This window comes from Thalassorhabdus alkalitolerans, from assembly GCF_042656525.1.
GTDB lineage: Bacteria > Bacillota > Bacilli > Bacillales > Marinococcaceae > Thalassorhabdus > Thalassorhabdus alkalitolerans.
Genome location: NZ_JBHSOZ010000003.1, coordinates 575,224 through 598,821, shown reverse-complemented (window position 1 = coordinate 598,821; position 23,598 = coordinate 575,224). Strand labels below are relative to the sequence as shown.

Below are 23,598 nucleotides of genomic sequence, written 5' to 3'. Positions count from 1 at the left end.
AGAAATGTCAAGATCTCCCCTAAAAAAATTGAAACTCAACTTTACTAACATGGGGCTCAGGGTATGTAAATGATAGAATAAAAAAATAAATGGCAAAGAAAATGATCTATAGCAAAGAGAGGAATCGTAATGAAAAATAAAGTCATTGTAATTACAGGCGCGTCAAGCGGACTAGGAGCGTGGATCGCACGTGCGGCTGCCAGAAAGGGAGCAAAGGAGCTAGTCCTTATCGCAAGGTCAGAAGATAAATTGCTTGCTTTAAAGGAGGAAATCATAAAGCTTGGTGGCAATGCGATGGTGCTTCCTGGAGATATTACAGAAACGGAGCAGGTGATTAAAGGGATAGAAAAGATCCTGAGGGAAAAAGGGCATATCGATGTTCTTATCAATAATGCAGGTTATGGGTTGTTTGAAAAAGTTATCGATACGCCAATTGAAGATATACAAGGGATGTTTGCTGTTAATGCAGTCGGTCTTATTCAAATGACTCGGGCTGTACTTCCTTCTATGACAGCCAGAAAACAAGGTCACATTATAAACATTTCTTCTCAGGCCGGCAAAATTGCGACCCCAAAATCAGCAGTATATTCTGCAACGAAGCATGCTGTTCTTGGCTTTACAAACAGTCTTCGCATGGAAGTGGAGGACGATGGAATCATTGTAAGCGCCGTTAATCCCGGCCCGATAAAAACCCCATTTTTTGAGAAAGCAGATAAACAAGGCACCTATGAAAAAAATGTTGAGAAATTTATGTTGTCTCCTGATAAGGTGGCAAGAAAAACCCTAAAGCTTATTAAGAAGCCAAAGAGAGAAATGAATCTCCCTTTGTGGATGAACGCAGGGGCAAAGATTTATGGAGTAGCACCGAGGTTATTGGAAAGAGCTGCCGGAAAGCAGTTTAAACAAAAATAAAATCAGTCAGGATTTGCCGCCGACTCTCCGGTAAACAACATCATAGGCAAATTCATGGAGGCTTAGGTCAAGGACCAGCTGCTGCTCTTTAATAACAGAGGCCATATGCTTTAGTTCTTCATTGGTAAAAGGAAGGAAGTCATCGCCGGATCCTTGGGTATAGGATGTTTTTTAATTTTTTATGGGGAAGATATCATTCATTTTTCACCCTTCTTTGTTAGAACTACACATTATTTTAACAAAAAGAGGACATTACGAGGGAAAAGAATGCATAGGTGCAGGTGTGTTTGTTAAAATAAAGAGCGAGGAAACGTAGGAGGTGCCGAAAATTCAACCAAGGAAATTATTTACATGGGTAGGAATTGGCTTAGCCATTTTATGGTGCGTGGCGATTATGCTTCAATTTACACAATATGCTATTGGGGATGCAGTGATAGGTTCCTTATTCATCGTTGTTTGTGTGGCAGTGTTTCTTACCTTATATTATCTTCATGAAAAAGGAAATAAGCATCTAAAAATTATTAATGGTGTATTGTTTCTCATTGGAACAGGCTCATTAGTCACGGCTGTTGTCCTGGCCTTTTAAGAGTAGCTGTTTTTCTGCCTGGTGGCAGGAAAGCAGCTGTTTCATGTTTAAGGGCCGTTTTGAAAACGAACACAGTCTACACACCCTTTTCCACAGCAAAATCTTTTCTGCATTGGAACCTGAAAGCGAAGGGAATAGACATATTCGTTTGAAGGCTCATCCATGCGTACGAAAGTTAAAAAAGTAGTCAGCAGCTTTCCTTTGGCTGCATACGCAGCTGCTTTTCTTAGGCTTTCCTCAACTAGACTTTGCCGGTGTATAGCTTCAACATAAAGGAAATTGGTGCCAGCTATCTTTTTTCGTTGAATATGTATAGAAGGATGGTTTTCATGAAGATAGATAAAAAAACGTTTCCATGCTTCTTCCATTACCTTTTGCTCCTTTCCTTGGATAGGTAAAGAGATCTAATACACATAGTAGAAGACGTACTTCAATAATAAAAGAAAGAACAACTATGGAAATTACTGTATGATATTGCCGTTTTGTAAAAGTCATGCTAGACTAGGAGCAAACATACGTACAAAGGAGCGGGCATGCCATGATCACAGAACGTCAAGGGTTGGCCGTCTGGCTGCGTTCATTGAAACATGTCCGGCAGCTGCGAAAATTTGGCAACGTTCATTATGTTTCGAAAAAGATGAAATACGCAATCGTCTATTGTAATAAAGAAGATACAGATGAAACAGCGAAGAAAATAGAATCACTTCACTATGTTAAAAAAGTAGAACCATCGATGCGTCCTTATGTGAGTACTGAATATCAAAGCAAAGTACCAGATAAGGTTAAATCCTATGACTATAACATGGGATTGTAGCCCCCGGAATTGTTCCGGGGGTTTTTTAATGCGTGGGAGGCGGGTCGTCATGGGGTGGTGAGTGAGAAAAGAGCTTACTATTTTCTATGTTCCTCTTTTGCACAACATGGACCTGTATGCAATCAGTTTTGACTGCTAAGAAAGAGGAGTAAGATACTTATTCATTCGTAAGATGCCTATTAAATATTGATAATATAACTCTTTTTCTGGAAACATACTGGATGGTTTGACCGATAAAGGAATAATGTTCTTGTTAAGGGAGCTGGCTGCTTTATAGACCATGTCAAAACGCTGGGTGGATTTATGTTCAGGATTTAAAAGACCTTCCCTGCATATATATACCGGCTGAAAGTGGCTCTCCCCTGAAGGAGTGAACACAGCGGCAATGGAAGACACATTTCGGTTGTTAATTTCCGTATCTAATCTTAATATGTATTTTACACGATGGCTATTCGCTTCAACGAGCGAAAGCCATTCATAAATATCCGCGTAGCCTTCTCCAAGCTCGATAAATCGCTGTATCATATCCTTGTCTCTCCTTTTTATTTGCTTTTCTAGTTCTACATAACTAAGCATACCACTGCTTTCTCACTTCAGAAAGAAAGGGATTACATGGATGGGTCCGCAGCCATAAAAAAACCCCCTGCGCCGAAGCGTGGGGGGCGCCTGCCATATTAAGCAAGCAATGGGAGAGGAGAAACCGGAGGAAGAACTTATGGGGAAACGTAAGTCTTCTCCGCGGTTGTCAGCAACATGGGGTCATGCTGCTATCCACATTATAAACCGGGGCGGAATTTTTTATACACGATTTAAAGAAAACAAGAAAATTTGACGGTAACAGGTCCTTAGTTGAATGAATTAAGGTTTTTCCCTTTTTATGTTAGGATTATATAGGATAATAATGACAGCAGATAAAGGCGGGCATGCTATGAGAGTAATATCAGGAACACGAAAAGGACAGCCCTTAAAAGCTGTACCAGGCACAAATACACGCCCAACGACTGATAAGGTTAAAGAATCTATTTTTAACAGGATCGGTCCATATTTTGCAAGCGGGCGAGGTCTGGACCTGTATGCAGGAAGCGGCGGCCTTGGAATTGAAGCGATCAGCAGAGGGCTGGAGCATATGATTTTTATAGATTCATCCAGACAGGCTCTGCAAACACTCCGTTCAAACCTAAAGGCCTGCAGGTTTGAGGATCAATCCGAAGTATATAAAAATGATTCGCACAGAGCCCTAAAAGCCTTAGCAAAGAGGCACGCAGCATTTGACGTCATATTTTTAGATCCTCCTTATGCGAGTCAAAAGCTGGCACAGGAAATAGAGCTGTTTTTAGAATATGAATTATTAAACCCCGGCTGCCTTATTGTCTGTGAGCATGATGCAAACGTACAATTGCCAGCTAAAATAAAAAACGTAGTAATGGAGCATGAAGATAAATACGGAGATACAAAGGTAAGTATTTTCTCTTATCTTGGATTACAGCAAAATAACGAAGAGGAATAGAGGTGGCACAATGGCAAGTATTGCGGTGTATCCAGGGAGTTTTGATCCTGTGACCAATGGCCATTTAGACATTATAGAAAGAAGTGGAAAAGTTTTTGACCACGTGGTCGTAGCTGTGCTTCACAATCGAAGCAAAACACCCTTTTTTTCTGTAGATGAACGAGTGGCAATGCTTGAAGAAGCTACAAATACAATGGGGAATGTAGAAATCGATTCCTTTCATGGCTTGCTCGTTGATTATATGAAAGAAAAAGAGGCAAGGACAATTGTAAGGGGGTTGCGAGCAGTCTCTGATTTTGAATACGAGATGCAGGCTGCTTCCATTAATAGAAAGCTTAACCCCGATATAGAGACTTTCTTCATGATGACAAACAACCAATACTCTTACTTAAGCTCAAGTATTGTAAAAGAAGTGGCTAAATACGAAGCGAACGTTTCCGGATTGGTTCCTACCGTGGTGGAAAAGGAGCTGCTTAAGAAATTTGCTAATGAGAACAGGTGAAAAGGCACTCTGCAAGGAGTGCCGTTTTTATACTCAGCGAGCGTACAGAAAAAGCTTCCTGGCCCGAAGAAAAACATAGACTACCAGCATGATAAAAGTAAATAAGCCTCCCCACGCCAGGAAAGTTTCCCAGTATGAGTATAAGGCAGTGGAATCTGCAGGTGAAAAGACAGGAATGAACTGCTCAACAGCAGCTTCCTTGCTCTCATAAAGAGGCTCCCATAATAAAAGAGCCAAAGCTGCAGCGAAGAATCCGTGAAATATTCTGGCAATAAAAAAAGGTTTAAAACGAATATCAGTTTCAGCTAAGAGACTGGCCACTTGCGCCTGTACGGAAAACCCACTGAAAGCAAGGATAAAGCTTGTAACGACAGCCTGCTCTTTCAGACTGGCGCCTGTTGTTTCACTTGCCAGCCGACCCCCTAAAGTGATTTCAAATAATCCTGATATAAAAGGGAGGCTTAAGTCAGGGGGAAGCTTTAAAATGAGAAAGAAAGCAGCCAATGCAGAAGCAAGAAGTGATGCAATATTTACGAGGTGCAAAAGCTCATTGAATACAGAAAATAAAATAATAAACCCGCCGATCATTAATAACGTATCGATGGATGAGCGGACAGCATCCCCAAGCTTTTTCCCAAAAGGTCTCGTATCCTTCATTCTTTCTTTATGCAGAAGGTCTGCAGCATAACTAAGGGAAATTTTTGTGCTTGGTGGGGTAGAAGATGATCCTGACGTCTCACTACTTCCGTGGAAACGCATGACAAGTCCTACGCAAAGATTGCCCAGGTAATGGGCAGCGGCTAACACTAACCCTAATTGGGGGTCATGGAAAAAACCGACAGCTATTGCCCCCATAATGAATAATGGATTTGAAGAGTTAGTAAAGGATACAAGGCGTTCAGCCTCTGTTTTTGAAATTATATTTTCCTGCCGCAGCCTTACTGTCAGCTTCGCTCCGGCCGGGTACCCTGACGCTAGGCCCATGGCCCAGACAAACCCACCCGTTCCAGGCACTCTGAACAAAGGTCTCATTAATGGCTCAAGCATAGCTCCAAGGAAGCTGACTACTCCAAAGGCGATCAACAGTTCAGAAAGGATAAAAAATGGAAGCAGGGAAGGGAACACCACTTCCCACCACATTGTAAGGCCTCTAAGGGAAGCTTCAAAAGATTGTTTTGGAAACACCATCAAAGAAACCGCGACAGAGACGGCCCCTGCTGCGAGTAAAAGTGACTGAGCTTTTGCTCTTTGCAAATGCTTGCCTCCTTCGCTGGAAAATAAGTAAGATTAAAAATCCCAGCTTATTTCAACCAAAAATTGGACATGTTTTGTAATCAATATACGCGGACTGGCGTAAAGTAGAACCATATCCTTTTTGTAAAAGGAGTGCTGGCCTTTTGGAAAAACAACAACCTTTGATCGGACTTGCTCTAGGTTCAGGAGGAGTGAGGGGTTTCGCCCATATTGGTGTCATAAAAACTCTTCTTAAACATGAGATTCCTATTCATTTTGTGGCCGGAAGCAGTATGGGAGCTTTGGTCGGAGCGATGTACGGAGCAGGTCACAGCATTGAAAATATGGAAAAGATGGCAGTGATGTTTAGAAGGAAGTTTTATATTGATTTCACTGTTCCTAAAATGGGATTGATTACTGGTAAACGGTTAAAAGAACTTATTTATATGCTTTCTAAGCAGAAAAATATTGAAGATTTAAAAGTGCCAGTCCATATTGTAGCGACCGACCTAAAAAGCGGGGAGCGTGTCGTGTTTAAGAAAGGACCAGTGGCTGATGCAGTCAGGGCAAGCATCTCTATCCCCGGTATATTCATTCCTGAGAAAATAGATGGAAGGCTTCTCGTAGACGGAGGGGTGATAGACAGGGTTCCTGCCAGCGTTGTAAAAGAAATGGGAGCGGATCTAACGATAGCAGTTGATGTTTCTTTTTATGAGAGGGAAACTGAAATTTCTTCTATTTATGACGTTATTATGCAAAGCATGGAAATTATGGGCAGACAACTGCTACAATACAGAGAAATAGAAGCAGATATCATGATTCGTCCCATTACCAAGTATTATAATTCGATTGTCTTTGAAGAAGTTAATGAATTAATCGCCCTTGGCGAAAAAGCAGCTGAAGGGCAGATTCACCACATCAAAGAAATGCTGACGAAGTGGAGGGAGAAAAACAATGGAATCTAAGAAAAAAAGGGGGATTTCCAGAAGCTGGATTGCTGTTATTCTAATTATTGCTTTGCTGGCTGTCTATCAAATTCCTCTGCCTTATTATTATTCACAGCCGGGAGAAGCTGTTGCATTAGCTGACATGATAGAAGTGACAGAAGGGTATGGAGAAGAAGGTCAGTTTTATTTAACAACCGTCAGGCAGAGAAGGGCCAATCTTCCCTTGTATATGTGGGCACAAATGAGTGACTACCGGGAGCTGCTCCATGAAGAGCTTTTTCTGCGGAGCGGGGAAACAGATGAGGAATACTTTCATAGGCAGACGATGCTGATGACAGACTCTCAGGAAGCTGCAAAAATAGTCGCCTACCGGGAAGCTGGTCATGAAGTCAACATTGATTATCAAGGGGTTAGAGTCACCGAAGTGATCGATGAAATGGATGCTGCCAATCATTTAGAGGGAGGCGACCTGATTCAGCAAATTAACGGCCAGCGTATAAACACACTAGACGACCTTCATGGGAACCTGGATGGAAAAGAAGCGGGAGATGAAGTGGAGCTTCTTGTTGTCCGGGAAAATGAGGAAATAGAGGTTACTGTAAAAATGGATACTTTTCCATCTGACATGGATGATACAGAGCGAGCAGGCCTTGGGATTATGTATCCAGTAACCGAAAGAGAAGTCACCTTCGAGCCGGAGACAAATATTGAAGCCGGTGCTATTGGAGGGCCTTCAGCAGGACTGATGTTTTCTTTAGAAATTTATAATCAATTGACTGAGGGAGACATAACCAAGGGCTTGAACATAGCAGGCTCAGGAAGCATTGATGAAGATGGGAACATAGGAAGGATTGGCGGTATCAAGCAAAAGGTAGTGGCTGCTGAGAATTCCGGTATAGATGTTTTCTTTGCCCCTGACGATGATTTAGGAGAAATCTCTAATTATGAGGAAGCAATGGAAGCTGCCGAGGATATCAATGCAGAAATGGAAGTGGTAGCGGTTGAGACTTTTGACGATGCCATCACCTTTTTAGAAAGCTACGAGCCCTAGGTTGATCAGCCTTTTATAAAGGAAAGAGGATGGGATAATATATAAGGCTCCAATTATCGTCTTTGATAATTGGAGCCTTATTTTTACCTTCAACATAGTTCGTTATCCGGCTGAACCCAGGAAGTCACTGAATGTTTCATCCGGCATGGATTTCACGAGATCGTTGACAGCAAAAGCAACGGCACGCTCCTGAATTTTGCAGGGTAAGGTCATTCTTATTAGCTTGGTTTGTCCCAGACTCTTTTTTCAATTACTTAAAAAGCGGTCTTCCTTTGAAGCAAATCGGACAGGAGGCAGGGAGTACTCTTCTTTATAACGCTGTATTCGCTTGGAAGGGGGTAGGGGAAGAAAATAAGCAAGAGCTGCTTTTTCATCGAGTACCGCCTGAGGCCCTTTTTTTCGGTTCATCTTTGTAGCAAGAGGAATCTCCATTTCTTTTCTTGCGAGACTCAGGTATTTTTGCCCATTTTCATTCATGCCAAGCAGGCGAATAGATTCCAGCTTATGTGCTTGCAGCACTTTCAGCATCAATTCTTTGTCACTGTCAGTCAAGATATGGGTTGCTAAGCGCTGCAGCCTTGTCCATGTGTACCGCTTTGTTTTCACAGCTTCTATAAAGGCAGTGAAAGAAGAGTGCTGTTTTGCCTGGGATATAAAACGATTTTCAAGACCTTCTTCCGCTTCATATATGCCCCGGAGGCGGGAAGGAGAAGCTGTGAGTAAATTTGCCTGTAAAAAGGGATAATAAAGATTCCAATGAAAGAAATCAGGCTGGTGGTCCTGATCCTCTTTTAATTGGTCAAAGGAAGAAGAAGGCATCGTATCGGCAACAGCTTCCAAATGATTTTGCTTCTCAATCAGCTCATGGCGTATCCCTGTAGCGCTGGCAATCGATTGAGAATTCTTCTCTTTTTCATGATAACCTGCACCTATTCTCTTTATCGTGGCAGGCTTAATCTTTGCTTTCAGCTCTCGTATTGCTTTTACGTAGTTATACCCTAAAATGTTGTTTGGCTGCGAAATGTCAGGAAGGTCATGACCGGGATTCAGCTGAGAAAAGGCTGCAGAAGATGCTCGTGGATAGCTCATGCCCTGCTTGACAAAAGATTGTATATGACTTTCATATTGAGCCTGGTGGTCCATAAGAAAAGAATCCAGCTCAAGGAAAGGAGTAATCTTCCCATGTTCGCTTCCGAAAACCACAGTATCTGCTCCCATAGCTTCCAGCACAGCTACGGCCCCGCGGGAAAACAAAGATGCATGCTGCACGGAATAAGCATAAGGAAGTTCTACAACAATGTCAGCACCTCCGGCAAGAGCCATTTTCGTCCGTGTGCGCCTTGAAACAAGGGCTGGCTCTCCTCTTTGCAAAAAGTAGCCGCTCATGACGCAGATAATGATGTCTGCATTTGTGCTTGACCTTGATTCTTGCAAATGATATAAATGACCATTATGAAAAGGATTATATTCAACAATTAACCCTGTAACTTTCAAATAGAGATGCCTCCTTTAAGATGTGCTGTAAAAAAGGTGTTTTATCAGCTTTATTTAGGTTATTAGAAAAAGTAAGTATCAGTAGCTGTTTCTTTGTAAGATTGTTGTCTCATGTTATGATAAATAAGCATGTTTTCTCTACATTATAATGTAAAGAAAAAATGTTGACAAACAATCTATGGACAGCTATAATTACCCTTGTTGCCTTGAGGTGATATCCAATGAAATGGAGTATACAAGAATTATTAGCGAAAAGGCATTCAGGCCTTGAGATTCAAGAAGAGCAGGTAGATGTGAGTGAATTAGTGGATAGAGATAAGGAAATCCGCCGCATTACTCCTGTCAATGTCACTGGCCGTGGAGAGTTTACTGGACAAACAGTTAACTTTACTCTTCGCATACAAGGATCTATGGTTCTTCCTTGTTCACGTACTCTGGCTGACGTAGAGCTCCCATTTGATGTGGAAGCTCAGGAACGGTTTATTCTTACAGATAGTGCTCTGGAGGAAAAAGACGAAGATACCCATGAACCAGTGAATGGGTTTGTCGATCTTCTCCCGTACGTCAAAGAGCATATTCTTTTGCAAATCCCTATTCAAATCTTTGCTGAAAATGGAGAGGAACCCCAGGCTCCTCAAGAAGGCCAGGATTGGGAAGTAGTAACAGAGGATGAACTTAAGGAAGCCAGGGAAGAAGAAAAGGAAAAGAAAGTAGATCCAAGACTGGCTGATTTAGCCAAGTATTTTGACAAATAAGAGATAAAGAAACCTCGTTTCTTTATGAAACACTTTACGCACCTTAAAGGAGGTGGGAATGATGGCAGTACCTTTTAGACGTACATCAAAAACTCGTAAGAACAAGCGTCGTACTCATTTCAAACTAGAGGTTCCAGGTATGGTTGAATGCTCGGACTGTGGAGAAATGAAGCGATCTCACCGCGTATGTAAGAATTGCGGATCTTACAAAGGACAAAATGTTATTAACAAATAATAGGTGTCCCCAATCCCTTGCCGATATGGCAGGGGATTTTTTGGTGAGGAATCCCATCACACTTACCCGTTCTTTTTATTTGAACATACTTTCAATGAAGGTCTCTTCCAAAGTTTTTTAAAAGGTGAAAAAAGAGGGAAAGTGAAGGACCGCTGTCGAATGAAAGGTAAGAAGATAAAAGGGGGAGCAGAATGTGAAAGAAAAAGTACATATAAAACGTTTAGAGAATGTAGCATACATTACAATAAACAGACCAGAAAAGCGTAATGCAATGGATATGGAAAGCATGGATTTACTAGAGAAAAAGCTGGACGAAATAGAAAACAACCAGGCTGATAAAGTAGTGGCCATCACTGGGGCAGGAAATGAAGCGTTTTGTTCAGGGGGAGATTTATCCGTTTTTCATCACTTAAGGACAAAAGAAGAAGCCCATGCCATGCTTCAGAAAATGTCTCAGGTTCTCTTTCGTTTGTTTTTATTCCCTAAGCCAACGGTTGCTCTTTTAAATGGAACAGCGGTTGGAGGCGGCTGTGAAATAGCGTCGGCTTGTGACATCAGAGTGTCAGCTCCTCATGCGAAGTTTGGCTTTGTGCAAGGGAAGCTTGCGATAACGACAGGATGGGGTGGTACTTCCATGCTCCTCGAAAGGATCGAGCCTGCTAAAGCCTTGGAGATAGTAATGACAGCCAGAATGTATAGTGCAAAGGAAGGGAAGAACCTGGGTTTCATTTCCTCTTTGATTGAAGGAGACTTTAAAAAAGAGAGTGAACGTTATCTATCTTCCTATGTGAATCTGAACTCGGATGTTCTTGCTGCCTACAAGGCCCGTTTCACCGATAGAATAGATAGAGAGAAGCTTCAGCAAAGAATAGAACGAGAAATAGATGATTGCTCAACTCTGTGGGCAAAAGATGCTCATCATGATGCTGTGGACAAATTTATCCGTAAATAGTGCTTTCTCCCATCTTTTTTTCCATTGGAATAATAACAGAAGAATAAGGAGATAATCTTTGGTAGACATTATTCTATCTGTAAGCCTCTTTTCATAGCTATGAAAAGAAAAGCTAGTAAATGGAGGGATGATTATGGAGGCTGCAAGGCAGGATGCTTGGAATGAAGATGAAGATTTAATCTTGGCCGAAGTGGTTTTAAGGCATATAAGAGAAGGAAGTACCCAGCTTGCTGCTTTTGAAGAAGTGGGAGAGAAATTAAAACGAACCGCTGCAGCATGCGGCTTTAGGTGGAATGCTGCTATTCGGAAAAAATATGAAAGTGCGATCGCGCTGGCAAAGAAACATAGACAAGAACCTGCTTCCGAGATACAGGACAAGAGCTATATACCTGCTGAATTGGAGATGGCAACAGAAAGCCATGTGGCTTTTGAGGAAAGGAATAGTATAACCAATCAAGGGTTCGGCGAAAAAAGTATGGAAGAGACCGAAAAGAAGGCTCTTGATATGCCTCAGATTATTGAATTCTTGCATTCTCTTCATCAGGAGGAGCAAAGCAATGAGAGTTGGAAAGAAAAATATTCAGCAATAGAAGAGAAGGCAGTAGAACTAGAGAGAGAAAAGAAGGCATATCAACGACAATTGCTTTCTTTGCAGGAAAAATATGATAAGTTAAGAAGTGATTATGAGATTTTTATGGATATCATGGACCGGGCGAAAGAACTGACAAGTGTTCATGCCGTCAAAAACTTTCCTTATGCAGAACGTGAAGGGTAAGAACCATAGCAGGGTGTTACGATATTTATTCTTAGGGCTCTTTTTTGGTGCTAATTGTTCAAGAGTTGTGTCTGCTGGGATCTACCCTGATTTTTTCTTCCCCAGGAGCGAAAGGGAAAGTTTCCTGGGTGAAAGCATACGCCTCTATCCGGTGTCGTACTGCAGTAAAGATTTATGTGAAAAAGGGGCCGGGCTCAAAGGTTAACTTTTGAGCCCGGCCCCTTGCCGTTATACATTATTCTACAGACTGGACATCCGCTGAGGGAGTATTCTCCGGCTGCTGCTCTTTTACTCCTTTTGGGTACCACACGTAAGGATTTTGCCCCCGGTCACGTCCTTCCTGATAGGTAACCGGCTCGAAGCCCATTTTTTCCCAAAAGCCATGAGACTGCTGTCGAGCATTTGTTTTCACAGGGAGTCCCATGTTTTTGGCATAAGCGACCAGGGCCTCACCAAAACCTCTATTCCTGTAAGGTTCTAAAACTTCAAGCTTCCACAATTCTAAATAATCCTGAGGAGGCTCAAAATACAAATCGAACCTTTTTTCAATTTTATACAAACACATTCTAGCTACAAGCTTATCGCCAAAATAAATACCATAAAAAGGAGATTCACTGTCATTTTCAATGATGTTTTCTTCTAATTCTTCTTTCATTGACAGTTCTTGCACGCCAACTTCTTTGAAATTTTGGAATTCTTCAAGTGTTTTGAAGTTAACAAGTAAGCGCTTAACTTCTGCTGTACTCATAAGTTCATCCTCCTTTGCAGCTAATAAGTTCATTTTACTATAGTTTTTCACATTTGTCGGCTTTAGACATGAAAATTATAAATATGCATAATTATCAAAAAATTTATCGCAAGAAAGCAATAGGAAGTTGTTTTCCTTTGTGCTAAAATTTAAATGCTATATTCAACTGGTAATAAAGAAGAAAGTTGGAATGAAGATGAAAGCGAAGGTTGCCATTGTGGGAGGAGGTTCAGTCGGTCTGCTCCTCGCTGGATATACAGCCAGGATAGCTGAAACAGTTCTTGTTTGCAGGCGTCACTCCCAAAAAGAAATGATAGAGAGACACGGAATTCATGTTCAAGGACAGTTTACTGCAGAAGCTGAGGCAGTTACATGGGGAGAAAAGAAAAAGGCAGTAGAACATGCTGATCTCATAATAATTGCCGTAAAGTCATACGATCTTGAGAAAATCTGGAAAAGCCTGCCTGAAATAAAGCCGGGAGCAGGAGTCTTGTTTCTGCAGAATGGTATGGCTCATACTCCCTTGCTAGAACAGAGTCAAAAACAGAATGTCTATCACACATTTGCGGGCATAGTCGAGCATGGAGCTCTAAAAGTGAATGATAATACAGTAAAACATACAGGACAAGGGATTCTGCACATAGGGGCAGTGACAAAAGAGAGCCCCCTTTTACAGCAAATGTTACATATTTTTGATGAAGCAGGGTTAGCGGCTAAGAAAATCGCACATTGGAAGGAAAAGATGGAAGAGAAGCTTTTATTTAACAGTGTCATCAACCCTTTAACGGCTCTCTTTCAAGTGAAAAACGGTGAATTAATCGATAATCCTTATTTTAAAAAAGTGATGAATCAGTTATTCATGGAAGCCTCCTCAGTTCTTTCTTTGCCGCATAGTCCAAATCTTTGGCACGATCTTTGCAGTCTTTGTGAAAACACCGCTGAAAATCAATCCTCTATGTTAAGAGATGTCTTGCATCATCGCCCTACAGAACTTGACGCCATCACTGGTTACTTGGTTAAAAAAGGGGAAAGCCAGAGAATCCCTATGCCCTGCCATAACTTTGTGTATCAAAGTATTAAAGGACTGGAGAAAAGGAGGGGAGGAAAATGGGGGATGTATTAGCCTGGATTTTGGCGACAGTCATCACACTGCCCCTGTTAGGCTTTTACTTGGTTTACATTTTCACGGTGAAAATCACAAAGAAAAAGGGACGGGCGGTAAGGCTGGCAGCTGATGTTTCCACGCTGTTCTTTATGGCTGCCGTTTACTTTCTTGCAATTGAAATCTGGGGAAGATCATTTCTTTGGTTAATGATCATCATAGTGCTGAGCATTGCTTGTTTTTTTACCTTCATTCATTGGAAAGCACGGGCGGACATTGAAATTCCACGGCTTGCAAGAGGGATTTGGCGGTTTAGTTTTATGTTATTTTTTATTGCATATTTCGGCTTATCCCTTTACGGGTTGTCTTTTCGAATTACTACCGCTATCTTATAAGCCAGAAAGATAGCGGTTTTTTCTCTGGATTTGATACACTGTAATTGAAATCAAGATAAATCACCACTAGGAAGAAAGGTTTGACCTTTATGAAAATTGAAGAACAAAACCTTCCTTCTTCATCTTTGTTCGTCCAAAAATACAGAAACAGAGATCCCTTTGTTTCCTCTCTTTTTGATTATCATTATAAAGATGAAGACATGAAGCAGCGTTTTATGGAATTAACAAAAAGGTCCTTTGACCGAAAGGCACTACATACACACCTGGTCAATTACCAGCAGACGTTTACACATAATGAGCTTGCTCTGGAACAAATTGATAAACTTAAGGACCATCGCTCAGTCTTTGTGGTCGGAGGACAGCAGGCTGGGATTCTCACCGGTCCTTTTTATACTATTTCAAAAGCAGTCACCCTTGTGCTTGAAGCAAGAGAACAGGAAGAAAAGCTGGGGATTCCGGTGATCCCGCTTTTTTGGATTGCCGGTGAGGATCACGATTGGCATGAAGTGAACCATATTTTCCTTCCTGGAATGAAAGGTCCCCGCAAGCATACCTATAAGGGGTCATACAATCCCGGGCAACCTGTTTCAGAGCAGCGCCTGAATGATGAGGCTTTTGTTACATGGATGGAGGAAGCGGTGAAATCCTACCGGGAAACTCCCTTTACAAGAAAAATTACCGGGACGATAACAAAACTGGCATCCCGCTCCTCCTCAATGACTCATTTTTTTGGTGAGCTGATGCAGTGGCTCTTTAAGGAAGAGGGACTGGTATTACTGGATGCCAACCACATAGAAATGAGAAAGCTGGAACGAGAAATTTTTAAAAAAATAGTTGAAGAGAACGCGGAGCTTTCCAGTCGGCTTATGAAAAGAATTTCTCTTTATAATACCAGGGGCTATGATTCACCTGTGAAGGCCCAATCTGATTCAGCTCACTTTTTTTATCATACGAAATTTGGCCGTGAGCTTTTGTTTAGAAAGGGTAGTGGTCTTTTTGAAGGGAAAAAGGGACAAGTACAGTTCACAAAAGAGGATATTATCCAAAAGATCCACCACTCTCCTGGAAAACTGAGCAGTAATGTAGCTACGAGGCCATTAGTGCAGGAAGCAGTTCTTCCAGTGCTGTCTTTTGTTGCTGGTCCCGGAGAAATTAAGTATTGGGGCTTGCTGCAGCCGTTGTTTCACCACCTTGGGTATCACATGCCACCCGTATTGCCCAGGATGCATTTTTCCGTGGTTGACAGAAAGGGAGCCAGAATTCTAAAGGAAGAAAACCTTGATCCGTGGAAGGTTATTCAGCATGGAACAGGCAAAAAGAGAGAAGAGGTCAAAAAAAATGCAATCGAGGTTGATGGTATTTCCATGGCCGAAGAGGCCGTCATGAAAATAAAGGAGATCCATGCTCCCTTACAGGAGGCTCTTTCCAAGGTGAACCCTTCTCATACCTCTTATGGAGAAAAGAACTATCATATCATAGTAAATGAAGTAAAAAAGCTTGGGGAGAAGATTACTGATCTCCAAGAGAAAAAGGTACAAACGTCACTGCATCGCCTTGATTTTATTGAACAAACACTGTTCCCGGCCGCGAATCCCCAGGAGCGGGTATGGAGCATATACCCGGTGCTGAATGAGTACGGAGAAAGCTTCATTCGTGACATTTGTCAAAGTGGTATTACAAGAAATAAGAACCATAAACTGATTTATTTGTAAAAAACAAGATATTTTCAGAGCCTTTTGGCTGTTTACTAAAAGATCTCCCGAATACGGGAGATCTTTTTTGTCGCAAAAAAAATAAAAGAAATCGTGGTACGTAGTGGGGGAATGTGGTACCTTAAAGGTAGAAAGTGGAGAGGATGGTACAGCGATGTTTATGGGGGAACATCACCACAACATTGATGACAAAGGAAGAATGATTGTCCCTTCAAAGTTTAGAGAGGGACTAGGAAGCTCCTTTGTCATTACAAGAGGAATGGATCGCTGTTTATTTGTTTATCCCCCGGATGAATGGAAAAGATTAGAAGAAAAGTTAAAAACTCTCCCTTTCACTAAAAAAGATGCTCGTGCATTTACTCGTTTCTTTTTTTCAGGCGCTGCCGAATGTGATGTGGACAAGCAGGGCAGAATAAACATTCCATCGACACTGCGGGAATACGCTCAGCTAACAAAGGAATGTGTCATTATCGGAGTATCGAGCAGGGTAGAGATCTGGAGTAAAAGTGAATGGGAAGCTTATTTTGAAGATTCCCAGGAATCCTTTAGTGAAATCGCAGAAAACATTATAGATTTTGACATGTAAAGTGAAGGCAGGTGAACAAACAAGTTGGCAGCAGAATTTCAGCATGAAACAGTGTTACTAGAAGAAGCAATAGAAGGACTAAATGTTAAAGAAAATGGTGTCTATGTAGACTGTACTCTTGGCGGAGGGGGACACAGCGAAGCAATATTACACAGGCTTCAAGGCGACGGCCATTTGTTTGCTTTCGAGCAGGATGAAAGAGCCAGGTCTTTTGCAAATGAACGCCTTGCCGCATATCAAGAGCAATTGACCATCATCCCTGCCAACTTTCGGTATCTGAAAGAGGAGCTTGGACATAGGGGGATTTCCAATGTGGACGGTATTCTTTTTGACTTAGGAGTATCTTCTCCACAGCTTGATGAAGGAGAGAGAGGATTCAGCTACCAGCATGACGCTCCTCTTGATATGAGAATGGATCAGTCAATGGAAGTTACAGCAAAAGATATTGTTAATCAATGGCCTTATGAAGAGCTGGTAAAGGTAATCTTTCGATACGGTGAAGAACGGTTTGCAAAGCAGATTGCAAGAGCTATTGAATCTCGCAGAAAAACAAAAGAGATTCAGACCACTGACGAATTAACAGAAATTATTAAAGAAGCGATTCCGGCTCCTGCACGGAGAAAAGGCGGGCATCCGTCTAAACGGACATTTCAGGCGATCCGTATAGCAGTGAATGATGAGCTGGCTGCCTTTGAAGAAGCGGTGAAGGATGCGATTAATCTTCTTTCCCCAAGCGGCCGCCTGTGTGTTATCACCTTCCATTCGCTGGAGGACCGCATTTGTAAACAAGTAATGAGAGAGGCTGGCAAGCGTCCAGAGCTTCCAAGGGGACTTCCTATTGTACCGTCAGAAGCTGAACCAATCCTTGAGTTGATTACAAGAAAGCCCATAACAGCGTCTACAGAAGAATTGGACAACAACCGCCGGGCAAGATCTGCCAAATTAAGAATCGCTGAAAAAAAGGGGGATGTGAATCGTGAATAATCTGGCTCAGCAAGTTCAAAGACAAAAAGAACAGCAGCAGGTTGTACATACAAAAGTTAAGCACCGCCTGCGAGGGAAGGTAACGAAAGGTGAAAAGGTCATCATGAGCGGAATGATTGCCGGGGTCATCGCTGTTTCTTCTTTGATTGTCACTAATTATGCTAATATATATTCCCAGGAAAGAGAGATTTCCGCCCTGCAAAACACTGTGAGTCAGCAGCAAGAGATAAATGATGGCTTGCATTTGCAAGTGGCAGAGCTAAGCTCACCGGACCGGATTATGTATTATGCGAAAGAAGAGCTGGGAATGCAGTTAAAAGAGGAAAAGGTAAGAGTAGTACAAAACTAGTTCTTTCAATAAGAGCTAGTTTTTTCCATGTGAATCGTGATGAAACAGGAGTGTGGTACTCCTGATGCCATAAAGGACAGGTGATGGCGGAAAGTGGAAGGAAATAAGAGAAATAAAATTATGTATCGGACAATTTGGCTTCTTGGAATTATTCTTGTGTGCTTTATTGTTTTTACCGGTCGTATGCTCTATGTTCAGGCAGTAAAAGAGGTGGACGGTCAAAATTTAGAAGAATTAGCTCAGTCCAGGTGGACGACAAGTCACGAGTTGCAAGGAGAAAGAGGAACCATCTTCGACAGGCAGGGAAATCCCCTTGCTGAAGAAGTGCAATCCTACTCGGTTTATGCTGTTCTTGATGCCACTCATGAAGAGCATGTGGAAGACCCGGAAATGACAGCCGAAACGCTGGCTCCTTATATAGACATGGACGAGGAAAGGCTTAAAGAGCTGTTAAGCCTGGGAGAGACCGAAGGAAGGTATCAAGTAGAACTTGGGTCAGGTGCCAGGCACTTAAGCCACAGCACAAGGGCTGAAATTGAAGAGCTTGAGCTTCCGGGTATCCGTTTTCGAACAGAGTCTAGAAGGTTTTATCCAAATCAAGTGTTCGCTTCCCATGTCTTAGGGTATACAGAACGGGATATGAGTGAAGCAAGGATGGGCCTTGAGTCAGGATTGAATGAATACCTTACACCTGAAGACGGCTTTCTTTCCTACCAGCGGGATCAAAGAGGCGTTCCTTTGCTCGATAGCAATGAAAGCTTTGAAGAACCCCAAAACGGAGATGACGTCACCCTGACTATTGATTCTAATATTCAAACAACTATGGAACAAGCAATGAATCAGGTGGAGGAAGAGTATGACCCTGAAAAAATAACAGCTGTCGCAGCCAACGCCAAAACGGGGCAAATCCTGGCAATGAGCAACCGCCCGAGCTTTAATCCAAACGAGTATGAAGAGATTACAAACTTTACAAACTTTGCAGTGGCAGACAGATTTGAGCCTGGCTCGACGATGAAAATCTTTACATTGGCAGCGGCCATTGAAGAAGGGGTTTATGACGGAGAGGAAGAATTTGAATCTGGCAGTTATGAGGTAGGTTCTCACCGACTCCATGATCACAATAACGGACAAGGATGGGGAAAAATCACCTTTAATGAGGGATTTTACCGTTCCTCTAACGTGGCCTTCGCAAAGCTTGCAATGGAAAAGCTGCGTCCTGAGCGGCTGTATGATTACATTACTGATTTTGGATTTCGGGAAACCACAGGGGTGGATTTGCCTGGGGAAGCAAGTAGCCTGATAGCAGAGCAGTATGAAATTGATGCTGCTACCACTGCCATCGGGCAAGGGACCGCGGTTACTCCCATTCAAATTATCCAAGCTGCAACTGCAATAGCGAATGAGGGCAAAATGATGAAGCCATATATTGTTGACAGCATCAGTAACTCTGCGACTGAAGAAGTGGTCTATGAAGGCAAGCCAGAAGTGAAGGGTGAACCTATTAGCCCGGAAACCTCAGAAGAAGTACTTGGCTTAATGGAGCAGGTCGTGGTTTCATCAAGCGGAACAGGACGCCCCTATTTTATTGAAGGGTTTAATGTAGTAGGGAAGACAGGAACAGCGCAAATACCTAATCCTGATGGAGGAGGATATTTAAGCGGAAATAACCAGAATATTTTCTCCTTTATTGGTATGGCGCCAAAGGATGACCCAAGTATCATTGTGTATGTGGCAGTTGACAGACCAAACCTTGCTGGTGACGAATCAGGTTCGGCGCCTGTGTCCATGATTTTCAACTCAGTTATGAAGCAAAGTCTCCAATACCTTAATATAGAGCCTGCCGTTTCCGAGGAAGCCGTATACGAAGAAGACGGAATAGAAATCCCTGAGCTTGAAGGTGAAAGCGTGGAAGAGGCTGAAAGCATTCTTCATTCACTAGGCCTTCAGCCTGTATTTCTTGGAGATGGGGAAACCGTAGAGGAAATGAGCCCCGGTTCGGAAAGTCACGTCATTTTTGGGGAGAGAGTGCTGATCAGGACCGAGGAAGCTTCAGTGATGCCTGATATTACAGGATGGTCCATGAGAGATGCCACAAAGCTGAGTGATCTAGCGGGGATGGAACTTCACCATATAGGCTCGGGCTATGTGACAGACCAAAGCATCCCCGCCGGTACAGGACTTGAAGGAAAAGGCTATCTAACGGTAGAAATGATGAGTCCTCAAGAAATCAGGGATTTAAGAGAGGAAGAGGCAGCGGCACAGGAAGAAGCAGAAGCTGAGGAATCTTCCGGAGAAGAAGATTCTGAAGATGAAGAGGAAAGAATCAGAAGAGAATAATCTTCCTTCCCCGATCTGCTGGTCGTTCTACTAAGAGGGATACAAGCATAGGCATAAGCAAAGGTGCAATGGCCTTTTAGTAGAACAGACGGTGGTGGAAGAATGCGAGTCTCGTATGTTACCGTTAGGAAACGTTTGATTTGGGTGTTTATCGCAGGTTTATGTGTGTCAGTTATTCTTGCAATGAGACTTGGATATGTACAGTTTGCTTTAGGAGGATGGCTGACCGAAGAAGCAGAAGATTCCTGGAGTCGAAATGTGCCCTTTGAAGGAGAGCGAGGGGAAATACTTGACCGCAATGGTGAAATTCTTGCAACTAACGTGAGCGCACCCTCTATTCTTGTAGTTCCCAGGCAGGTGAAGGAGCCGGCGGATACAGCCAGGCAGCTGGCGGCTGCATTAAATATGGATGAAAAAAAAGCCTATGAATTAATCACAAAACAAGAGTCCATTGTAAGAATTAATCCAGAAGGACGTAAGGTTAATAAGGAAAAAGCAGCTGAAGTGAGGAAATTGCAGCTGCCAGGGATCTACATCGCAGAGGACAACAAACGCCATTATCCTCAGGGCCGATATCTCTCCCACGTTTTGGGGTTTGCCGGGATCGATAATCAGGGATTGACGGGGCTTGAGCTTTATTACGAAGAAGAGCTGAAAGGAAAAAGTGGACATGTATCGTTTTTTTCTGATGCAAAGGGGAAGAGAATGCCTGATATGGCAGATAGATATCAGGAGCCGGAAGATGGATTGGATGTTAAGCTTACGATTGACTCCAGGGTGCAGACAATTGTCGAGCGGGAACTGGACATTGCTGAAGCCACCTACAATCCGGATGGTGCTATTGCCATAGCAATGAATCCTAATACAGGTGAGGTGCTTGCTATGTCAAGCCGGCCGGATTTTCATCCTGAAGAATTCCAGGATGTTCCCCCTGAAATATTTAACCAGAATAAACCGGTCTGGTCCCAGTACGAACCTGGTTCTACCTTTAAAATCATCACTCTTGCGGCAGCTCTTGAAGAAAATGAAGTGGATTTGCACAAAGATAATTTTCATGATCCAGGCTATATCGAAGTGTCTGGAAGAAAGCTGCGATGCTGGAAAAAAGGCGGGCATGGACAACAGACATTTTTAGAAGTGGTGCAAAATTCCTGCAACCCCGGGTTTGTTGTACTGGGGGAAAGACTGGGAAAAGACAGGCTTTTTGATTACATTGAAGCGTTTGGGTTTGGGGAGAAAACAGGGATTGACCTTCAAGGAGAAGGGAAAGGAATACTCTTTAACCGAGAAAGGGTAGGACCTTTAGAACAAGCTACGACTGCTTTTGGGCAGGGAGTATCTGTCACCCCTCTTCAGCAGGTCACTGCCGTGTCAGCAGCAGTAAATGGCGGTTATTTATACCAGCCGTTTCTGGCTAAGGAATGGCTTGATCCTAAAACGGGAGAAGTCGTGAAAACAAATACCCCTGTAATGAAAAGGCAGATTATTTCAGAAGAGACATCAAAGGAAGTAAGAGAGGCTCTTGAGCACGTCGTTGCCCAGGGAACAGGGAAGGGAGCATTCGTGGATGGGTACAGGGTTGGTGGGAAAACAGGGACGGCACAAAAGGCTAAAGACGGGCGGTACCTGGAAAATAACCATATCGTATCCTTTATTGGCCTGGCCCCCGCAGATGACCCTGAAATTGTTGTTTATGTGGCGATTGATAATCCTAAAGATACACTTCAGTTTGGAGGCATCGTAGCGGCTCCGATCGTTGGTAATATTATGGAAGACAGCCTGCGTGCACTCGGGGTGGAGAAAAGAAAGGATCAAGTGGAAAAAGAACTTGCCTGGAATGATACGCCATTAATAGAAGTTCCGGACCTGGTGGACCTGACACTGCGGGAGGTAAACGAAGCCTACTATCCTTTGGGAATAGAGAAAAGCGGAAGCGGAGATAGAATTGTTGCCCAGTCTCCCGGACCGGGGGAAAAAGTAGAAGAAGGGTCTACGATCCGTATTTATCTTGATGACAAATCGTCCTCTTCCGATTAAAATGAAAGTTGTGTCATTCAGCCAAGGGAGTCGACCTTGGCTGCTTCTGTTATGGAGAGAATTATAAAATGGTAATCAGTGACAGTAACGATAAAAGAGGAAAGGACAGTGAATATGTTATTAAATGATCTTTGCAGCTCTTTGATCAGTTATACAAAAACAGCCCGGGAAAACCCTGACATTACATCCATGGAAATGGATTCCCGCAAGGTAACGCCCGGGAGTTTATTCGTGTGCATCAAAGGGTACACGGTAGATGGCCACGAGTATGCAGGCGAGGCAGTAAAGAAAGGAGCAGCTGCCCTGCTGGCCGAACGAGAGCTCGATGTTAACGTTCCGGTCATCGTAGTACGCGATGTAAAACGGGCGATGGCTGTTTTGTCCAGTGTTTTTTACAATCATCCTACAAGAAAAATGCGATTAATAGGGATTACAGGGACAAATGGAAAAACCACAACCACTCATCTGATTGATCATGTGTTAAAAGACAGCGGCCAACACACAGGAATGGTAGGAACTCTCTACACAAAAATAGGTGAAGAAACCATTGAGAACAAAAACACAACACCAGAATCCTTAGTGCTTCAACAAACGTTTGGCAAGATGGTTTCTCAAAACATAGAAACATGCACCATGGAAGTCTCTTCCCACGCCCTTGATTTGGGGAGAGTGCGGGGATGTGATTTTGATATTGCTGTATTCACAAACCTGACAAAAGACCACTTAGATTATCATGAAACAATGGAAGCATATAAGCAGGCAAAAGGATTACTGTTTGCACAGCTTGGAAATCATTATGAAGGAAGAGGGAAAACAGCTGTCTTAAATGCCGATGATCCAGCTTCAAGCTTATATGAAAGAATGACTTCAGCGCAGGTTCTTACATACGGAATTAAAAACGAAAGTGACATTAAAGCAGAAAACATTGCCATAAGGCCATGGGGCACATCGTTTGAAGCAGTGACCCCTTGGGGGAAAGAAACATTTTCCTTGAAGTTAATTGGTATGTTCAGTGTGTATAATGCCTTAGCAGCAATTACAGCCTCTCTTCTTTCAAATATCTCACTCGCGGATATTAAGAGAAGTCTTGAAGCTATTGAAGGAGTAGACGGACGTTTTGAAACAGTAGATGCCGGACAGGATTTCACTGTCGTTGTTGACTACGCTCATACCCCGGATTCATTAGAAAATGTCTTAAAGACAGTCAAAGAGATGGCAGAAAAAAACATTTATGTGATCGTAGGATGCGGAGGGGACAGAGATAAGACCAAACGGCCGGAGATGGCAGCTATTGCCTCTGAGTTTGCCGATACTGCCATCTTTACTTCTGATAACCCTAGAAGCGAAGATCCCAAAGCGATCCTTGAGGATATGGTGAAGGGCGTCGAGAAGTCAAATTACACTGTGATTGAAAGCAGAAAGGAAGCCATTGAACATGCTGTGCATTCAGCTGCCGCCAAAGATATCATTGTCATTGCCGGAAAAGGACACGAAACCTACCAGATCATAGGCAGTGAAGTGCTTACGTTTGATGACCGGGAAGAAGCAAGAAAAGCAATTAAAAAGATAAAAGCTGATAGATAGA

25 protein-coding genes are annotated in these 23,598 nt (G+C 42.7%); 20 read left to right on the top strand and 5 right to left on the bottom strand.

Going from position 1 to position 23,598, the window contains the following annotated elements; all coding sequences use genetic code 11:
• Positions 1 to 129 precede the first annotated feature (129 nt).
• Together ACFPU1_RS05615 and ACFPU1_RS05610 are read left to right on the top strand one after the other, a co-directional pair.
• Positions 130 to 912 (top strand): SDR family NAD(P)-dependent oxidoreductase, encoded by a 783-nt coding sequence (locus ACFPU1_RS05615; RefSeq protein ID WP_054635238.1) that lies wholly within the window; start codon positions 130 to 132, stop codon positions 910 to 912.
• 319 nt (positions 913 to 1,231) lie between these two features.
• Positions 1,232 to 1,498 carry a hypothetical protein gene (locus ACFPU1_RS05610; protein ID WP_054635239.1) on the top strand — a complete coding sequence of 89 codons (267 nt, stop codon included), beginning with the start codon at positions 1,232 to 1,234 and terminating at the stop codon, positions 1,496 to 1,498.
• A gap of 47 nt (positions 1,499 to 1,545) precedes the next feature.
• On the opposite strand, the gene ACFPU1_RS05605 is transcribed toward ACFPU1_RS05610, so the two are convergent.
• Positions 1,546 to 1,866, bottom strand: coding sequence for a hypothetical protein (locus ACFPU1_RS05605; protein WP_054635240.1), 321 nt, complete (start codon positions 1,864 to 1,866; stop codon positions 1,546 to 1,548).
• 170 nt (positions 1,867 to 2,036) lie between these two features.
• On the opposite strand from ACFPU1_RS05605, the gene ACFPU1_RS05600 reads away from it, so the two are divergent.
• Positions 2,037 to 2,312 carry a YlbG family protein gene (locus ACFPU1_RS05600; RefSeq protein ID WP_054635241.1) on the top strand — a complete coding sequence of 92 codons (276 nt, stop codon included), beginning with the start codon at positions 2,037 to 2,039 and terminating at the stop codon, positions 2,310 to 2,312.
• A gap of 135 nt (positions 2,313 to 2,447) precedes the next feature.
• Here ACFPU1_RS05600 and ACFPU1_RS05595 read toward each other — a convergent pair whose 3' ends face one another.
• On the bottom strand, positions 2,448 to 2,837 hold the full coding sequence (locus tag ACFPU1_RS05595; RefSeq protein ID WP_385939347.1) for a DUF7147 family protein: 390 nt from the start codon (positions 2,835 to 2,837) through the stop codon (positions 2,448 to 2,450).
• Positions 2,838 to 3,213: 376 nt separating this feature from the next.
• Here ACFPU1_RS05595 and rsmD point away from each other — a divergent pair, with 376 nt between their 5' ends.
• Both rsmD and coaD read left to right on the top strand, forming a co-directional pair.
• Entirely contained in the window at positions 3,214 to 3,819 is a 606-nt protein-coding gene (gene rsmD, locus ACFPU1_RS05590) for a 16S rRNA (guanine(966)-N(2))-methyltransferase RsmD (protein WP_385939345.1), read from the top strand.
• Between the two features lie 10 nt (positions 3,820 to 3,829).
• Positions 3,830 to 4,321 (top strand): pantetheine-phosphate adenylyltransferase, encoded by a 492-nt coding sequence (gene coaD / locus ACFPU1_RS05585; RefSeq protein WP_054635242.1) that lies wholly within the window; start codon positions 3,830 to 3,832, stop codon positions 4,319 to 4,321.
• A 33-nt stretch (positions 4,322 to 4,354) separates the two neighbouring features.
• Here the strand turns inward: coaD and ylbJ are convergent, their stop codons facing one another.
• Positions 4,355 to 5,575, bottom strand: a complete 1,221-nt coding sequence (gene ylbJ, locus ACFPU1_RS05580; protein ID WP_385939343.1) for a sporulation integral membrane protein YlbJ — start codon at positions 5,573 to 5,575, stop codon at positions 4,355 to 4,357.
• Between the two features lie 143 nt (positions 5,576 to 5,718).
• Between ylbJ and ACFPU1_RS05575 the strand changes: the two genes are divergently transcribed.
• Together ACFPU1_RS05575 and ACFPU1_RS05570 are read left to right on the top strand one after the other, a co-directional pair.
• Positions 5,719 to 6,519, top strand: coding sequence for a patatin-like phospholipase family protein (locus ACFPU1_RS05575; RefSeq protein ID WP_385939342.1), 801 nt, complete (start codon positions 5,719 to 5,721; stop codon positions 6,517 to 6,519).
• Complete coding sequence (locus tag ACFPU1_RS05570; RefSeq protein ID WP_385939340.1) at positions 6,509 to 7,552, top strand: SepM family pheromone-processing serine protease; 1,044 nt, start codon at positions 6,509 to 6,511, stop codon at positions 7,550 to 7,552. Before ACFPU1_RS05575 ends, ACFPU1_RS05570 begins: the two co-directional genes overlap by 11 nt.
• Positions 7,553 to 7,798: 246 nt before the next feature.
• On the opposite strand, the gene ACFPU1_RS05565 is transcribed toward ACFPU1_RS05570, so the two are convergent.
• Entirely contained in the window at positions 7,799 to 9,046 is a 1,248-nt protein-coding gene (locus ACFPU1_RS05565; protein WP_054635243.1) for a nucleotidyltransferase, read from the bottom strand.
• Between the two features lie 221 nt (positions 9,047 to 9,267).
• Between ACFPU1_RS05565 and ACFPU1_RS05560 the strand changes: the two genes are divergently transcribed.
• The 4 genes from ACFPU1_RS05560 (at position 9,268) to ACFPU1_RS05545 (ending at position 11,763) form a co-directional block, all read left to right on the top strand.
• A complete protein-coding gene (locus ACFPU1_RS05560) occupies positions 9,268 to 9,801 on the top strand; it encodes a YceD family protein (RefSeq protein ID WP_054635244.1) in 534 nt (177 codons plus the stop codon).
• A 61-nt stretch (positions 9,802 to 9,862) separates the two neighbouring features.
• The gene (gene rpmF / locus ACFPU1_RS05555) at positions 9,863 to 10,036 is read left to right on the top strand and encodes a 50S ribosomal protein L32 (protein ID WP_054635245.1); all 174 of its coding nucleotides are present in this window, start codon (positions 9,863 to 9,865) and stop codon (positions 10,034 to 10,036) included.
• Between the two features lie 193 nt (positions 10,037 to 10,229).
• Positions 10,230 to 10,988 carry an enoyl-CoA hydratase/isomerase family protein gene (locus ACFPU1_RS05550; RefSeq protein WP_054635246.1) on the top strand — a complete coding sequence of 253 codons (759 nt, stop codon included), beginning with the start codon at positions 10,230 to 10,232 and terminating at the stop codon, positions 10,986 to 10,988.
• A 133-nt stretch (positions 10,989 to 11,121) separates the two neighbouring features.
• Complete coding sequence (locus tag ACFPU1_RS05545; RefSeq protein WP_385939337.1) at positions 11,122 to 11,763, top strand: RsfA family transcriptional regulator; 642 nt, start codon at positions 11,122 to 11,124, stop codon at positions 11,761 to 11,763.
• Between the two features lie 235 nt (positions 11,764 to 11,998).
• Here the strand turns inward: ACFPU1_RS05545 and ACFPU1_RS05540 are convergent, their stop codons facing one another.
• Positions 11,999 to 12,511 carry an N-acetyltransferase gene (locus ACFPU1_RS05540; RefSeq protein ID WP_054635249.1) on the bottom strand — a complete coding sequence of 171 codons (513 nt, stop codon included), beginning with the start codon at positions 12,509 to 12,511 and terminating at the stop codon, positions 11,999 to 12,001.
• Positions 12,512 to 12,701: 190 nt separating this feature from the next.
• Here ACFPU1_RS05540 and ACFPU1_RS05535 point away from each other — a divergent pair, with 190 nt between their 5' ends.
• The 9 genes from ACFPU1_RS05535 to ACFPU1_RS05495 all read left to right on the top strand — a co-directional run bounded on the left by ACFPU1_RS05535 (position 12,702) and on the right by ACFPU1_RS05495 (position 23,597).
• Positions 12,702 to 13,634 carry a 2-dehydropantoate 2-reductase gene (locus ACFPU1_RS05535; RefSeq protein ID WP_385939335.1) on the top strand — a complete coding sequence of 311 codons (933 nt, stop codon included), beginning with the start codon at positions 12,702 to 12,704 and terminating at the stop codon, positions 13,632 to 13,634.
• A complete protein-coding gene (locus ACFPU1_RS05530) occupies positions 13,619 to 14,008 on the top strand; it encodes a DUF3397 domain-containing protein (protein WP_385939333.1) in 390 nt (129 codons plus the stop codon). The genes ACFPU1_RS05535 and ACFPU1_RS05530 overlap by 16 nt, the downstream gene beginning before the upstream one ends.
• Before the next feature lie 89 nt (positions 14,009 to 14,097).
• Positions 14,098 to 15,720, top strand: a complete 1,623-nt coding sequence (bshC, locus tag ACFPU1_RS05525) for a bacillithiol biosynthesis cysteine-adding enzyme BshC (protein WP_198153398.1) — start codon at positions 14,098 to 14,100, stop codon at positions 15,718 to 15,720.
• 154 nt (positions 15,721 to 15,874) lie between these two features.
• Positions 15,875 to 16,306, top strand: a complete 432-nt coding sequence (mraZ, locus tag ACFPU1_RS05520) for a division/cell wall cluster transcriptional repressor MraZ (RefSeq protein ID WP_100399426.1) — start codon at positions 15,875 to 15,877, stop codon at positions 16,304 to 16,306.
• A 24-nt stretch (positions 16,307 to 16,330) separates the two neighbouring features.
• Complete coding sequence (gene rsmH / locus ACFPU1_RS05515) at positions 16,331 to 17,290, top strand: 16S rRNA (cytosine(1402)-N(4))-methyltransferase RsmH (RefSeq protein ID WP_054635253.1); 960 nt, start codon at positions 16,331 to 16,333, stop codon at positions 17,288 to 17,290.
• On the top strand, positions 17,283 to 17,639 hold the full coding sequence (gene ftsL, locus ACFPU1_RS05510; RefSeq protein ID WP_054635254.1) for a cell division protein FtsL: 357 nt from the start codon (positions 17,283 to 17,285) through the stop codon (positions 17,637 to 17,639). The genes rsmH and ftsL overlap by 8 nt, the downstream gene beginning before the upstream one ends.
• A 120-nt stretch (positions 17,640 to 17,759) precedes the next feature.
• A complete protein-coding gene (locus ACFPU1_RS05505; protein WP_385939330.1) occupies positions 17,760 to 19,976 on the top strand; it encodes a penicillin-binding protein in 2,217 nt (738 codons plus the stop codon).
• Positions 19,977 to 20,078: 102 nt separating this feature from the next.
• Positions 20,079 to 22,013 (top strand): stage V sporulation protein D, encoded by a 1,935-nt coding sequence (locus ACFPU1_RS05500; RefSeq protein ID WP_385939328.1) that lies wholly within the window; start codon positions 20,079 to 20,081, stop codon positions 22,011 to 22,013.
• 114 nt (positions 22,014 to 22,127) lie between these two features.
• Positions 22,128 to 23,597, top strand: coding sequence for a UDP-N-acetylmuramoyl-L-alanyl-D-glutamate--2,6-diaminopimelate ligase (locus ACFPU1_RS05495; RefSeq protein WP_385940470.1), 1,470 nt, complete (start codon positions 22,128 to 22,130; stop codon positions 23,595 to 23,597).
• Position 23,598: the final 1 nt, after the last annotated feature.

Excerpts from the sequence above, each read along its gene's own strand:
- ACFPU1_RS05615 (WP_054635238.1), top strand. The coding sequence starts at position 130 with ATGAAAAATAAAGTCATTGTAATTACAGGCGCGTCAAGCGGACTAGGA.
- ACFPU1_RS05605 (WP_054635240.1), bottom strand. The coding sequence starts at position 1,866 with ATGGAAGAAGCATGGAAACGTTTTTTTATCTATCTTCATGAAAACCAT.
- ACFPU1_RS05600 (WP_054635241.1), top strand. The coding sequence starts at position 2,037 with ATGATCACAGAACGTCAAGGGTTGGCCGTCTGGCTGCGTTCATTGAAA.
- ACFPU1_RS05595 (WP_385939347.1), bottom strand. The coding sequence starts at position 2,837 with ATGATACAGCGATTTATCGAGCTTGGAGAAGGCTACGCGGATATTTAT.
- rsmD (WP_385939345.1), top strand. The coding sequence starts at position 3,214 with ATGACAGCAGATAAAGGCGGGCATGCTATGAGAGTAATATCAGGAACA.
- coaD (WP_054635242.1), top strand. The coding sequence starts at position 3,830 with ATGGCAAGTATTGCGGTGTATCCAGGGAGTTTTGATCCTGTGACCAAT.
- ACFPU1_RS05570 (WP_385939340.1), top strand. The coding sequence starts at position 6,509 with ATGGAATCTAAGAAAAAAAGGGGGATTTCCAGAAGCTGGATTGCTGTT.
- ACFPU1_RS05560 (WP_054635244.1), top strand. The coding sequence starts at position 9,268 with ATGAAATGGAGTATACAAGAATTATTAGCGAAAAGGCATTCAGGCCTT.
- rpmF (WP_054635245.1), top strand. The coding sequence starts at position 9,863 with ATGGCAGTACCTTTTAGACGTACATCAAAAACTCGTAAGAACAAGCGT.
- ACFPU1_RS05545 (WP_385939337.1), top strand. The coding sequence starts at position 11,122 with ATGGAGGCTGCAAGGCAGGATGCTTGGAATGAAGATGAAGATTTAATC.
- ACFPU1_RS05540 (WP_054635249.1), bottom strand. The coding sequence starts at position 12,511 with ATGAGTACAGCAGAAGTTAAGCGCTTACTTGTTAACTTCAAAACACTT.
- ACFPU1_RS05535 (WP_385939335.1), top strand. The coding sequence starts at position 12,702 with ATGAAGATGAAAGCGAAGGTTGCCATTGTGGGAGGAGGTTCAGTCGGT.
- ACFPU1_RS05530 (WP_385939333.1), top strand. The coding sequence starts at position 13,619 with ATGGGGGATGTATTAGCCTGGATTTTGGCGACAGTCATCACACTGCCC.
- bshC (WP_198153398.1), top strand. The coding sequence starts at position 14,098 with ATGAAAATTGAAGAACAAAACCTTCCTTCTTCATCTTTGTTCGTCCAA.
- mraZ (WP_100399426.1), top strand. The coding sequence starts at position 15,875 with ATGTTTATGGGGGAACATCACCACAACATTGATGACAAAGGAAGAATG.
- ACFPU1_RS05505 (WP_385939330.1), top strand. The coding sequence starts at position 17,760 with ATGTATCGGACAATTTGGCTTCTTGGAATTATTCTTGTGTGCTTTATT.
- ACFPU1_RS05500 (WP_385939328.1), top strand. The coding sequence starts at position 20,079 with ATGCGAGTCTCGTATGTTACCGTTAGGAAACGTTTGATTTGGGTGTTT.
- ACFPU1_RS05495 (WP_385940470.1), top strand. The coding sequence starts at position 22,128 with ATGTTATTAAATGATCTTTGCAGCTCTTTGATCAGTTATACAAAAACA.